Here is a 13,036-nt window from a genome sequence, read left to right as displayed (position 1 = left end):
GCGTCCAGGTCCGGCACCTACAGTCGACCAGATGACCAGCGGGCGGAGCGGGACGGTGCAGCGGTCGCCGGCTGCCCGCCGCCCGGCCGCGGCCCGACGGCCGACCCGGCGTCCCTCGTCGGGACGACGGCCCTCCCCGGGACGGCGTCCGGCGTCGGCGCGGCGCGCCCTGGCCCGCGGCGGACGCGGCCGGACGGCGGCCTCCTGGGCCTGGCTCGCGGCGCTGCTCACCGTGATCGTGCTCGTCGCCCTGTCGGCGACCGCCGGCGACGAGGACACCCCCATGGCGACCGCGGAGTGCACGCTGCCCGCAACCGGCGTCCGGCTCACCGGCGAGCAGATCGCCCACGCCCGGACGATCGCGCAGGTCGGGTACGACCGTGGCCTCCCCGAGCGCGCCGTCGTCATCGCCCTGGCGACGGCCATGCAGGAGTCACGGCTGCGCAACCTCGACTACGGTGACCGGGACTCCCTCGGGCTGTTCCAGCAGCGCCCGTCGCAGGGCTGGGGCACCCCGGCGCAGGTGCAGGACCCGGTCTACGCGGCCGGCAAGTTCTACGACGGCCTGGTGCAGGTGCCCGGGTGGGAGGCCCGCCGACTGACCGACTCCGCCCAGGCCGTCCAGTTGAGCGGGTTCCCCGAGGCGTACCAGCAGTGGCAGGAGATGGCCGTGGAACTCGCGCAGGCCCTCGCGGCGCAGGACGGCTCCGCCTTCTCCTGCGAGTGACCCTCCCCTCGGGGGTCGACTGCGACGACGACGCACGGTGTGCGTGGACCCGACAGATCAGCTCGGCTCTCCGCAGCCGAGGTCTGTCGGTACGGCCATGTCGACGAACTGCCGCCACTCGGTCGGTGTCATGACACGGCCCGCGGTCTCGCACGCGATGCGGACCCAGGCATCGGATGCGGTCACGTACTGACGCAGTTCGCCTGTCCCGGCGACGCTGGCCTCGTACGGCAGTGCGACGAGGAGGTAGCGCCCATCCGGCGTGAAGGCCAAGCCGGGAGCCAGACCGTAGTGAACGGGTGACGGCTCTCCGAGCGAGCCCAGAACCGCTCCTCGGCTCGCATCGAGCAGCACGATGGTGCCGTCCTGCCGGAGGCGGGCCGCCAGGTTCGAACCGACCGCCCCGGCGAGCGCCTGCGTGTCCGCACCGCCACCGGGTGCCGTCGCCAGGACCCGGCGGCCCGACGTGTCACGGATCTCGAGCGGCCCGTCCCCTCGCGAGACGAGCAGCCGATCCCGGGTGAACGCCACGCCGACAGCGTCTCCGACGGGGACGACGTCAACGGCCCCTCGTCCCACGTCGACGAGCCAGACGTCCGAGTTGAGATCCCCTTCCGCGGTCCAGGAGGTGACCACCGACGCCGCCCGAGAGACGGAGGCGTCGAAGACCATCCGTGCCGCCTGCGCACGCTCGTCCGGGTACGCCTGGAGCGCCTCGTCCAGCAGGTCCCTCGCCCGGGTCATCGCCGAGGTGACGCCATCGGCCGACCGCCCGTCCGGGGGGACCAGCACGATCTCGGGATCGCCGGGGCGGAGCAGAGGGAGGGAGACGGGGTCGTCACCGGAGGGGGCGGGGACGGTCTGGACGACCTGCCCGTCCGGCGCTTCGACCGTCACCCGGACCGTGGCGTCGTCCGGGACCTGCACCAGCAGCTTCGCCGAGTCCTCGGACCAGTGGACCGCGCCGAACGGTTTCGGAACGCCCGACAGCCACAGGAAGCGCAGGGACCGTGACGACGGATCCGCCCTCAACGGACCGGCCGCGACTGCGAGGGTGGCGTCGGAACCGTCGATCACGGCGGCCCCCCGACCGTCGGGGCTGACGAGGACCTCGGGGCCGGGACAGGCGTTACAGGCCGCGGGCACCGGCACAGGCAGCGCCTTGCCGATCCGACCGAGCTGGTCGAGATCCCAGAGCGCGAGCGAGTTCCCGCTGGCCGATGCCAGGGCCTCGCCGTGGTCACCGACGAACACGAGGCCGTCCGGGTTCACGGAGGAGTTCCCGGTGAGGACGTCCAGCGCCACCGAGGCAGCGGAGGACGCCCCCGTCCGGGACAGGTAGACCGCACCTGCGTCCGCGACGGCGATCATCCCGCCCCCCGGCGACACGGCGAGAGCCTCGGGCGATCGGCCCGGCGCGACCGCGACGAGATCGGGCCGGTCCGAGTCGGCAGCCGTCGCGGTCGTCCAGACCGGGATCTCCCGGCTCGCGTTCGTCCAGGTGAAGTACCCACCGTCGGAGGAGATGGCCGCTGCGTACTCGTGCGCACCCGTCAGGCTCTGGCCGGAGGTGGTGACCGTGGTCAGCGGTGACAGACCGAGTCGTTGCCATGTGCCATGAGCCATGTCCACCGCGACGAGTTGGCTCTCGTCGGGGAACACCAGATCAGTGGCCCCCGTGGCCAGGACCGTCACCGTGCTCTGGTGGGTCAGCAGATCCTCGACCGTCAGTGTCGGGGGTGACCCGAACTGGTCCGACGCGTGACGCCCGGCAACAGCCAGCCATCTGCCTGCCGGGGAGATGCCGACGGCCACAGGGCTCATGCCTGGTTCCGACGGGACCCACGACGAGGCGCCTCCGCCCTGCGCGTCCCAGATCGCCACCTGCGAGCCGTCAGTGGCCGCGACCACGGTGCCGTCGGCGCTGACCCCGACCGAGGTCACCTCCCCGCTGAGACGGGCCACCTCCTGCGCCCGTCCTGGATCACCCAGGGTCCATCGGTGCAACCGCCCTGATTCCGTCCCCGCAACGAGGACCGCACCGTCGCGGGACGCAGCGACGACCGAGACCTCCGCGTCCGCGTGCAGGTACCGGACCAGCCGGGGGCTTGCCGTGGTGGCCGAGAAGAGTGCCGCCCGCGTCTGCGTGTCCGGGTTCCGCCGGTATCCCTCGACAGCCAGGAGCTGAGCCAGATCGAGGTGGGTGTCCTCGATCGAGACGGCGGTGGCCGCGAGCTGGCGGGCGGTGGCGACCGTCTGCTGGTGAGTGGCGGTGCGCTGTTGCACGTACGCGACCCCCGCCGCGAACACGGCGATCCCGAGGAGGAGGGACAGGACCGTGGTCGCACGGCGGCGGCGGAACCGGTCCCGTCGGGTGCTGGCCGTGAGGAACTCCCGCGCCGTCGGGCTGAGGTCGACCCGGTCCGTGACCAGCACCCGACGACCCATCGGCCAGTGGGGGCGGTGACGCGCGACCCCGCCCGGGGTCTGCGCACTCCTCTGCGCGAGCCGGCCGCTCCCCCGCATGTGCGCTCCCGTGTCCGAGAGAGCCGACGCCAGTTGACCGCGCTCCCACAGCCGCACCGGATCCCGCCCACCGCCGGCCCACACGGCCGCTGCCTGTTCGATCTGCCGCCGCGCCCGCAACGCCGCCGCCGCGCCCTCGATCGCGGCGGCCAGCGGTGGCCAGGCGGAGAGGAATGCCTCGTGGGCGACCCCCAGCACCGTGTCCCCGTCGTGGCGGTCGGTGGTGAGCAGCCGCCGTGCGACGAACGGCTCGAGTTCGTCCACGACGGTCGCCGGGAGGTCGGCCCTGCTGACACGCCACCGGGTGGGCCGCCCCTGCTCGTCCACGGTGACCAGCCGGAGCAGCTCCTTGATCACCTGGTGGCCGTCCCGACGGCCGGTCTCCTGCGCCTCGCCGAGAGCCGCGTCGGCTTGCCGGCTGATCGCGCCCTGGACCCCGCCGAGCTGCTCGTACCGGCTCATGAGGAGCCGCCCACCGCGCCGGACACCGTGCGCGAGCTCCGCGAGGGTGTAGGCGAGCAGCGGCAGGGCCTCGCCGCCGTCCGTGTCAGCCACCACCCGGCTCACGAGGCCGTCGTCGATCCCGATGCCGGCCACCCGGGCGGGACCTCCGACGACGTCACGCAACGCCTCGGCCCGCAACGGGCGCAGCGTGTACGGATGGGTGGGCAGTGTCGCCAGACCCGGGTCGACGAGGAGCCGATCGAGGAACTCCGGTCGCAGCGTGGCCACCACGGTCACCGACCCCGCCAGAGCCGGTTCCAGGACACCGGCGAAGTGGGCGCGCTGCGCGGCGGTGGCCTGGGTGAGCAGCTCCTCGAACTGGTCCACGACCAGCAGCACGTGCCGTCGCCGCGGGCCCGGCACCGCCAGGAGCACCTCGTCGACGAGTTCTCGCAGTCCTCGCTCGTCCAGTCGGTCTCGCACGTCCGCCACGGACCAACCGAGGCCGAGCTCCCGTGCCGCGCCGGCCAGCTCCCTCGCCAGTGCGCCGACCGGGTCCGTCCCGGGCAGCATCGGCGGCACGGTCCACCAGTCCGGTTCCTCCCCCATGACCGGGAGCAGGCCGGCTCGGACCAGCGACGACTTCCCGCACCCTGACGGCCCGACGACGAGCAGGACCGCTGTCTCGGCATGGTGCGCCGGCGAGCGCAGGAGCGAGGCGAGCTGTTCGATCTCGGCTCCCCGGCCGAAGAAGACGCGGCGCAGGTCGCTGGAGAACGGTCTGAGTCCGGGGTAGGGCTCCCGGTCGTCCGACCAGCCGAGCCCCCCGACCACGTCCACCAACTGCAGCGCCGCGGCGAGTGCGGCGCGGGCGCCGGCCGCGCCTGCTGTGAGATCCACCTGCTGCACCGAGTGGAGCAGCGGGTGGGAGATGCGCGGATCCGTGCGCACGGGGAGCAACCGGACCCCCTGGGACCGCGCGATCCCCACCTCTGCGGTGCACCAGGTCGACGCCACGTAGGCGGGTGTCATCACACAGACCATCGCGTCGGCCCAGCGGAGCCGTTCGTAGAGCCGCTGCTCCCACTCATCCCCGAGGCGGACACCGTCTCGGGCGTCCCGGTCGAGGAAGGTCTCGTGGCCGTCGGCAGTCAGCCACCGCTGCACGTCTCCGGCCAGCGTGGTGTCCTCGGTCGCGTGGCTGATGAACACCCTCGCCACAGCGCCTCCCCGAGCCGCCGAGATCATCAGCGTGTCGGCACGGGGCCACGGGGTCAATGCTCTCTGCGCTGCGCCGCGGGCCGGACGTGCGTCACGCACCGACCACCATCGGTCTCGGGTCCGTCAGCCGGGTCGGCCACTCGTGGACGGGCCCCGCGCCGTGTCCGACGCCCTCGGGCGCCCCCGGCGCTCAGCCCGCCAGGCGCTCCACGGCAGCGGCGATCCGGTCGTCGGCGGCGGTCAGCGCCATCCGCACGTGCCGCGCCCCCGCGGGGCCGTAGAAGACGCCCGGGGCGGCGACGATCCCCAGCCCGGCCAGCCAGTCGATCGTCGTCCAGCAGTCCTCGTCCCGGCTGACCCAGAGGTAGAGCCCGGCCTCGGAGTGGTCGATGCGGGCACCGGCCCGGCGGACGGCGGCGGCCAGCTGCTCGCGGCGAGCGCGGTAGCGCTCCCGCTGCTCGTCGACGTGCGCGTCGTCGGCCAGCCCGGCGGTCATGGCGACCTGGACGGGGGTGGGCACCAGCAGCCCGAGGTGGCGGCGGACCTCCCACACCGTGCGCACCAGCGCCGGGTCGCCTGACAGGAGCCCGGCCCGGTACCCCGCCGCGGTGGACTGCTTGGACAGCGAGTGCACGGCCAGCAGGCCGGTGTGGTCGGGCCCGGCGACCTCGGGGTGCAGGATCGACCGCGGCGTGACGTCCCAGCCCAGCGTGACGTAGCACTCGTCGGCGACCACCGGGATGCCGTGCGCCCGGCCCCACTCCACCCAGGCGCGCAGCTGCTCGTCGGGGAGCACCCGCCCGTGCGGGTTGCCCGGCGAGTTCAGCCAGGCGAGCACGATGCCGGTCGCGTCGTCCGGCGGCGTGTCGGTGCGCCGCACGGCCAGGCCGGCCAGCACCGCGCCCACCTCGTAGGTGGGGTAGGCGACCTCGGGGACGACGACGGTCCCACCGCCGCGCAGGCCCAGCATCGTGGGCAGCAGCGCGACCAGCTCCTTGGAGCCGATGGTCGGGATGACCGACGGGTCGGCGCCCAGGGGGTCGGCCAGATGGACGCCCAGCCGGCGCCGCAGCCACTCCGCCGCGGCCGTGCGCAGGTCGGCGGTGCCCAGCGCGGTCGGGTAGCCCGGGGCGTTGCCGGCACCGGCCAGCGCCGCCGCGAGCACCTCAGGGGTGTCGTCGACGGGCGTCCCGATGGAGAGGTCCACGACGCCGCCGGGGTGCCGGGCCGCCTTGGCCCGCGCACCGGCCAGTGAGTCCCAGGGGAAGTCCGGCAGCCGGCCGGCCGCCGTCCCCTCGACGGTGGTCGTCAGTGCCCTTCCGCCTGGGGCGGCAGCGCGGCCACGAGCGGGTGGTCCTTGGCGATCTTGCCGGTCTTCGCGGCGCCGCCGGGGCTGCCCAGGTCGGAGAAGAACTCCACGTTGGCGTTGTAGAAGTCCTTCCACTTGTCCGGGACGTCGTCCTCGTAGTAGATGGCCTCCACCGGGCAGACCGGCTCGCAGGCACCGCAGTCGACGCACTCGTCGGGGTGGATGTAGAGCATCCGGTCGCCCTCGTAGATGCAGTCCACCGGGCACTCGTCGATGCACGCCTTGTCGAGGACGTCGACGCAGGGCTGGGTGATGACGTAGGTCACGGAGGTTCCCTCCCGGGGACGCGCAGGCAGTGACCGCCGGGCACGCCGGGGTCGTCGTTCGCGCGATCAGTATGGCCCGTCCCCCGGGCACCGAGCGCGACGGGTGGCCCGCCGGGCACCCCCGCGGAGGGAGCCTGCAGCGCGGGACGCAGGATCGGGCCATGGGACAGAGCCGCTCGCCCCTCGACGTCGCCGGCCTCGAGCGCCTCGCCGCCCGCGGCTGGCGCGGGTCGGAGGAGGCGCCCCTGGGCGAGTGGCTGCTGCGGGCGGGCGGCGGGTTCACCGGGCGGGCCAACTCGGCCCTGGTCGTGGGCGACCCCGGCAGGGCCCTGCCGGACGCGGTGGCGGCCGTCGCGGCCTGGTACGCCGAGCGCGGCCTGCGCCCGTGCGCCATGCTGCCCGGCCGCCAGTCCCGGACCGCCGACACCGCGTTCGCCGCCGCTGGGTGGGAGCGGGACGAGGACGTGCTCGTGCTCACCGCGCCGCTGTCCGTCCCGCCGGCGGACGGCGTCCCCGTCGACCTCTCCCCCGCGCCTGACGACGCCTGGCTGGCCGGCTACCGCCACCGCGGCCGGCCGCTGCCGCCGTCGGCCCGCGCGGTGCTCACCAACGCCGAGGACGTCGTCTTCGCCTCGGTGCGCCTGGACCCGTCGCCGGCGCCGCTGGCCGCCGTCGCGCGCGGCGTGCTCACCGACGGGTGGCTGGGGGTCGCCGCGGTCACCGTCGAGGAGGAGCACCGGCGCCGCGGCCTGGCCACCGCCGTCATGGCCGCCCTGCAGCGCTGGGGCGCGCAGCGCGGGGCGCAGTGGGTGTACCTGCAGGTCGCGTCGGACAACGCGCCCGCCCGGGCGCTCTACCGGAAGGCCGGGTTCATCGAGCACCACCGCTACCACTACCGGTACGCGGCCGGCTGACCGGCGCGGCGAGCACCCGCCCCACGGCGAAGGCGGCGGCGACCACGCCCAGCAGCAGGAAGGCGAGGTTGACGACGCCGGCGAACCCGCCACCGGTGATCAGCAGGTCCCCCTCGGGGCGGCGGATGCTGCCCGCGACGGCGACGGCGAGCCAGACCAGCGCCGGCAGGGCCGCCGCCATCCGGGAGCCGGTCAGCCGGGCGGCCAGCGGCACGAGGAGCAGGTTGCCGGCGACGGCCGCCACGACCGACACGGGCACCGGCACGCCGGCCACCCGCAGCGGCAGCCAGAACACCTCCACCAGCGCCAGCCACCCGGCCACCGCGGCGACCAGCAGCGCGGCCCCGGTGCGCCGGATCATCCGGAGAGGCCGGCGAACAGGTCGTCCTCCCTGCCGTCGGGCCCGACCGGGCCGCGCTCACCGCGGACCAGCCGGTAGTACTCGGTGCCCAGGACCTCCTGGCCGAGGTTGTTCGACAGTGCGAAGAACGGGCCGTCGACGGTGATCTGGGTGGGGTGGGCGCGCATGGCGGCGTCCTTCTGCGCGGCGTACGCCCGTCCGTCGACGGCGGCGGCGACCTGCTCGTCGGGGACGGCGAACGGCACCTCCTCCACGTCGCCGAGGTCGTCGAAGGGCGAGGCCTCCCCCAGCGCACGCATCGCCTCGATCCCCTCGCGCAGGACCGACCGCGGCATGCAGCACCAGTAGACCTTGGCGACTTCCCACGGCTCGCCGAGGTCGGGGCGGTACCCGGCGTCGGCGGCGGCGTCCACCGCGCCCATGGCCACGCGGTGGGCCTGGATGTGGTCGGGGTGGCCGTAGCCGCCGTTCTCGTCGTAGGTCACGACGACCTGCGGCCGCACCTCGCGGACGACGGCCACCGCGTGCGCGACCGCCTCGTCGAGGTCGGCCCGCCAGAACGCGCGCGGCTTGTCGTTGGCCGGGGTCCCCATCATCCCGGAGTCCCGGTAGCGGCCGGGGCCGCCGAGGAAGCGCCAGTCGGTGACCCCGAGGGCCTCCATGGCGGCCCGCAGCTCGCTGATCCGGTAGCCGCCGAGCTGGTCGGCGTGGTCGGCGGCCAGCAGTTCCAGCTCCGGGACGAGGACCTCGCCCTCCTCACCCAGTGTGCAGGTGAGCAGCGTGACCGCCGCCCCCTCGGCGACGTAACGTGCCATCGTGGCCCCGTTGTTGATCGTCTCGTCGTCGGGGTGGGCGTGCACGAGCAGCAGGCGGCGGTCAGCGGTCACGGCGAGGCATTCTCCCTGAGCCTCCGCGATCATGAAGTCCCGGATGCGACACCCCGCCGGCCGACGGCGCGTCCACTCCCGGACTCCATGATCGCGAGGGGGCCGCTCACTCGGCGTCGACAGGCACGACCATGCGGGCCTCGGCGAAGTGGCACGCCGACGGGTGTCCCTGGCCGCGGTCGACGAGCGCCGGGGCCTCCTCCGCGCAGATGTCCTGGGCCTTCCAGCAGCGGGTGCGGAACCGGCAGCCCGAGGGCGGGTCGGCCGGGCTGGGGACGTCGCCCTGGAGCAGGATCCGGTCCTTCTGCCCGCGCAGCGCCGGCTCGTGCAGCGGCACCGACGACAGCAGCGCCTGCGTGTAGGGGTGCGACGGCGAGGTGTAGACCTGCTCGTCGGTGCCCTCCTCCACGATGCTGCCGAGGTACATCACCGCGACCCGGTCGGAGATGTGCCGCACCACCGACAGGTCGTGGGCGATGAACAGGTAGGACAGGCCGAACTCGTCCTGCAGGTCCTCGAGCAGGTTGACCACCTGGGCCTGCACCGAGACGTCGAGGGCCGACACCGGCTCGTCGCAGACGATGATCTCCGGCCGCAGCGCCAGCGCCCGCGCGATGCCGATGCGCTGCCGCTGACCGCCGGAGAACTGGTGCGGGTAGCGGTTGACGTAGTCGGGGTTGAGGCCGACCCGGTCGAGCAGTTCCTGGGTCCGCTGCAGCCGGCCCTTCTTCGGGGCGACGTCGGCGTGCACCGACCAGCCCTCGGCGACGATGTCGCCCACGGTCATCCGGGGGTTCAGCGACGCGTACGGGTCCTGGAAGATGATCTGGACCTCGCGGCGGTAGTCCTTGAGCGCCCGGCCGCCCAGCTTGGCCACGTCGCGGCCCTTGTAGACGATCGACCCGGCCGTCGGCTTCTCCAGCGCGACGAGCAGTTTGGACACCGTCGACTTGCCGCAGCCGGACTCGCCGACCAGACCGACGGTCTCACCCCGGCGCATGGTCAGGTTGACGCCGTCCACGGCCCGGACGTGGCCGATGGTCCGCTTGAAGACGACCCCCTGGGTGAGCGGGAAGTGCTTCTTCAGGTCGCGGATCTCCAGCAGCGTCTCGCCGGTGGCGCCGTGCCGGGCCGCGGTCGCCGCGGTGGCGCCGGTGGGCAGGTCGTCAGACACCACCCCCCGGTCCGACTCCGCGCCCCGGTCCGCTCCTCGCTCGTTCCGCGCTGCGATGCTCCCGGAGCTGTCGTCAGACACCGAGGACCTCCTCGCTGTAGTGGCAGGCCGCCTCGCGGCCCGGGACGACCAGGCGCAGCGGCGGCACGTCGGTGGCGCACTCCCGGCCGGGAGCCGCGGCGGCACCCAGCCGGCGGCGCGAGCACCGCGGGTGGAAGGGGCAGCCGCCGGGGATGGCGGCCAGGTTCGGCGGCTGGCCGGCGATCGGCCGCAGCCGGCCACCCTTGGCCTCCACCTGCGGCACCGAGCTCATCAGCCCGTCGGTGTAGGGGTGTGCCGGGTTGGAGAAGACGTCGTCCACGGTGCCCCGCTCGACGATCCGGCCGGCGTACATGACCGCCACGTTGTCGGCGACCTCGTTGACCACGCCCAGGTCGTGGGTGATGAGGATGAGCCCCATCCCGGTCTCCCGCTGCAGGTCCTTGAGCAGGTCCATGACCTGCGCCTGCACCGTGACGTCGAGGGCGGTGGTCGGCTCGTCGGCGATGAGCACGCGGGGGTCCAGGGCGATCGCCATGGCGATCATGACGCGCTGGCGCATGCCGCCGGAGAACTGGTGCGGGTAGTCGTCCACCCGCGAGGCGGCCGCCGGGATGCGCACGCGGTCCATCAGCTCGACCGCGTGCTTCTTGGCGTCCTTCTTCGACATCCCGCGGTGGGCGCGGAACATCTCGCCGATCTGGTAGCCGACGCTGTACACGGGGTTCAGCGACGACAGCGCGTCCTGGAAGATCATCGAGATCCCCGGACCGCGCACCTTCCGCTGCTCCTCGGGCGACTGCTCGAGCAGGTCCTTGCCGTCGAACCAGATCCCGCCGCCGGTGATGACCGCGGGCGGGCTGTCGAGGATGCCCATGATCGCCTGCGCGGAGACCGACTTGCCGGAGCCGGACTCGCCGAGGATGGCGAGGGTCTCCCCCGCCGCCAGGCTGTAGCTCACGCCGTTGACGGCGTTGACCACACCGGAGCGGGTGCGGAACTCGACGTGGAGGTCGTCGACCTCGAGCACCGGGGAGCCCACTGCGGGCGCCGCGGCGGTGCTGGAGGACAGGTCGGGTCGGGTCATGCGCGCTGCCTCGGGTCCAGGGCGTCGCGCAGCGCGTCGCCCATCATGATGAAGGCCATCACGGTCAGGGTCAGGACGATGCTGGGGAACAGCACCAGGTGCGGGGCGCTCCGGATCGACTCCTGCCCGGCCTCGATCTGCAGCCCCCAGGAGATCGCCGGCCGCTGCAGCCCCACCCCGAGGTAGGTCAGCGTGGCCTCCGCGGCGATGAGCACGCCGATGGTGATGGTCGTGTAGACCAGCACCGGCGCGACGGCATTGGGCAGGATGTGCCGCACCAGGATCCGGCTGTTCGACGCGCCCATGGCCCGGGCCGCGGCCACGTAGTCCGAGCTCTTGACCGCGATGACCTGCGAGCGGACCAACCGCATCGCCGTCATCCAGCCGAACAGCGCCAGCGCGAGCGCGACCGCCCCGGGCCCCCGGTCGCTGATGATCGGCAGGTCCGTCGAGGGGCCGACGCGCAGCAGCACCAGGGCGCCGAGGATGAGCGGCAGGGCGTAGAAGATGTCGGCGATCCGGGACAGCACGCCGTCGGTGGCGCCGCCGAAGTAGCCGGCGATCGCGCCCACGATCACGCCGAGCACGAGGACGACGAGGACCGCGAAGACACCGATGATCAGCGAGTTGCGGGCGCCGTAGACGACGTTGGCGAGGTAGTCGCAGCCCTGCGTGTCGAAGCCGAACCAGTGGTCGGCCGAGGGCAGCGCCTTGGAGTTGGCCAGGTCGCAGGCCCGCGGGTCGGCACCGCGGGCGAACAGCTGCGGGACGATCGCCATGAGCAGGAAGAGCAGGCCGAGCAGGGCGCCGATCCAGAACAGCGGGTTGCGCCGCAGCTCGCCCCAGGCGTCGCTCCACAGGCTGTTCTGCCGGGCCTCGGTGACGTCGACCGACGGACTGGCCAGCCCGGTGGTGGTGCCGGCCTCGACCTCGTCGTGCCGCAGGTCCATCTGCTGCTGATCAGTCATAGCGGATCCTCGGGTCGAGGACGGCGTAGAGCACGTCGACCACCAGGTTGAAGAAGATGAAGAAGAAGACCATCAGGGTCACGATGCCGACGACGACCGCGCCCTCCTGGGAACGGACCGAGTCGAAGACCTCCCGGCCGATGCCGGGCAGGTTGAACACCGACTCGGTGACGATCGCGCCGCCCAGCAGGGTGCCGATGTCCGCGCCGATGAAGGTGACCACCGGGATCAGGCTGTTGCGGAGGGTGTGCCGCACGATGACCGTCCGGTTGGGCAGGCCCTTGGCCCTCGCCGTCCGGACGTAGTCGGCGCGCAGGTTCTCCGCGACGCTGGTGCGGGTGAGCCGGGCGACGTAGGCCAGCGAGCCGGAGGCCAGCACCAGGCCGGGGAGGATGTAGCTGTAGAGGCCCTCGCGGGTGCCGGCGATCGGGAACCAGCCGAGCTCGAGGCCGAACAGCAGCTGGGCGACGAAGGCCAGCACCAGGATCGGGATCGAGACGATCAGCGTCGTCGAGACCAGCACCAGGTTGTCGAAGAAGCTGTTGCGGCGGATGCCCGCCAGCACGCCGGCGATGAGGCCGATGACCGCCTCGAAGACGATGGCGACGATGGTGAGTTTGATCGTGACCGGCAGCGTCCGCTCGATGGTGTCGAGCACGGGCCGGCCGCGGAAGTCGGTGCCCAGGTCACCCTGGAACAGGTTCTTCAGGTACTCCCAGTACTGCGCCCACAGCGGCTCGTCGAGGTGGAACCGCTCACGGAGCTCGGCGACGACGGCCGGCGAGAGCGGCCGGTCACCGCCCAGGGCGCGGATCGGGTCGCCGGGCAGCGCGTACACCATCGTGAAGATCAGGAACGATGCCCCGAGCAGTACCGGGATGGTGAGCAGAAGGCGGCGCGCGACGTAGCGGCCCATGTTCCCCCTCGGGTCGTCGTGTCACCGCAGGTCCTCCGGTGACACGGGTTCCATCGTGCCCGGTACGGGGCACGCGCGCCGCCGGGGGCGACCGTCCTGGTCAGAACGGGCGCCCCCGGCGGGTGGTGCGGGTCCTG

The 13,036-nt window shown here is 73.3% G+C and carries 11 protein-coding genes; 2 read left to right on the top strand and 9 right to left on the bottom strand.

Translation table 11 applies throughout. The annotated features are described in order from the left end of the window. The first annotated feature begins 31 nt into the window (after window positions 1-31). Window positions 32-727: a hypothetical protein gene (locus tag ACI79C_RS04380; protein ID WP_456944398.1), complete on the top strand. Its 696-nt coding sequence runs from the start codon at window positions 32-34 to the stop codon at window positions 725-727. Between the two features lie 57 nt (window positions 728-784). Here ACI79C_RS04380 and ACI79C_RS04375 read toward each other — a convergent pair whose 3' ends face one another. The 3 genes from ACI79C_RS04375 to fdxA all read right to left on the bottom strand — a co-directional run bounded on the left by ACI79C_RS04375 (window position 785) and on the right by fdxA (window position 6,553). Beyond that, a complete protein-coding gene (locus ACI79C_RS04375; protein WP_456944397.1) occupies window positions 785-4,945 on the bottom strand; it encodes an nSTAND1 domain-containing NTPase in 4,161 nt (1,386 codons plus the stop codon). 163 nt (window positions 4,946-5,108) lie between these two features. After that, window positions 5,109-6,194, bottom strand: coding sequence for a succinyldiaminopimelate transaminase (dapC, locus tag ACI79C_RS04370; protein ID WP_456944529.1), 1,086 nt, complete (start codon window positions 6,192-6,194; stop codon window positions 5,109-5,111). A gap of 32 nt (window positions 6,195-6,226) precedes the next feature. Continuing rightward, window positions 6,227-6,553 (bottom strand): ferredoxin, encoded by a 327-nt coding sequence (gene fdxA / locus ACI79C_RS04365; RefSeq protein WP_344689634.1) that lies wholly within the window; start codon window positions 6,551-6,553, stop codon window positions 6,227-6,229. 161 nt (window positions 6,554-6,714) lie between these two features. Between fdxA and ACI79C_RS04360 the strand changes: the two genes are divergently transcribed. Continuing rightward, window positions 6,715-7,467, top strand: coding sequence for a GNAT family N-acetyltransferase (locus tag ACI79C_RS04360; protein WP_456944396.1), 753 nt, complete (start codon window positions 6,715-6,717; stop codon window positions 7,465-7,467). Here the strand turns inward: ACI79C_RS04360 and ACI79C_RS04355 are convergent. From ACI79C_RS04355 to ACI79C_RS04330, 6 genes are all read right to left on the bottom strand, one after another. Next, the gene (locus ACI79C_RS04355) at window positions 7,424-7,828 is read right to left on the bottom strand and encodes a hypothetical protein (protein WP_456944395.1); all 405 of its coding nucleotides are present in this window, start codon (window positions 7,826-7,828) and stop codon (window positions 7,424-7,426) included. The two genes, ACI79C_RS04360 and ACI79C_RS04355, sit on opposite strands and share 44 nt — an antisense overlap. After that, complete coding sequence (gene mshB / locus ACI79C_RS04350; RefSeq protein WP_456944394.1) at window positions 7,825-8,715, bottom strand: N-acetyl-1-D-myo-inositol-2-amino-2-deoxy-alpha-D-glucopyranoside deacetylase; 891 nt, start codon at window positions 8,713-8,715, stop codon at window positions 7,825-7,827. Before mshB ends, ACI79C_RS04355 begins: the two co-directional genes overlap by 4 nt. A gap of 106 nt (window positions 8,716-8,821) precedes the next feature. Continuing rightward, a complete protein-coding gene (locus ACI79C_RS04345; protein WP_456944393.1) occupies window positions 8,822-9,892 on the bottom strand; it encodes an ABC transporter ATP-binding protein in 1,071 nt (356 codons plus the stop codon). Between the two features lie 70 nt (window positions 9,893-9,962). After that, window positions 9,963-11,015: an ABC transporter ATP-binding protein gene (locus ACI79C_RS04340; RefSeq protein WP_456944392.1), complete on the bottom strand. Its 1,053-nt coding sequence runs from the start codon at window positions 11,013-11,015 to the stop codon at window positions 9,963-9,965. After that, complete coding sequence (locus tag ACI79C_RS04335; protein WP_456944391.1) at window positions 11,012-11,983, bottom strand: ABC transporter permease; 972 nt, start codon at window positions 11,981-11,983, stop codon at window positions 11,012-11,014. Before ACI79C_RS04335 ends, ACI79C_RS04340 begins: the two co-directional genes overlap by 4 nt. Further along, a complete protein-coding gene (locus ACI79C_RS04330; protein WP_456944390.1) occupies window positions 11,976-12,899 on the bottom strand; it encodes an ABC transporter permease in 924 nt (307 codons plus the stop codon). The genes ACI79C_RS04335 and ACI79C_RS04330 overlap by 8 nt, the downstream gene beginning before the upstream one ends. Between the last annotated feature and the right edge of the window lie 137 nt (window positions 12,900-13,036).

The organism is Geodermatophilus sp. SYSU D00697, from assembly GCF_054050175.1.
This window is presented reverse-complemented; position numbering and strand designations above follow the sequence as displayed.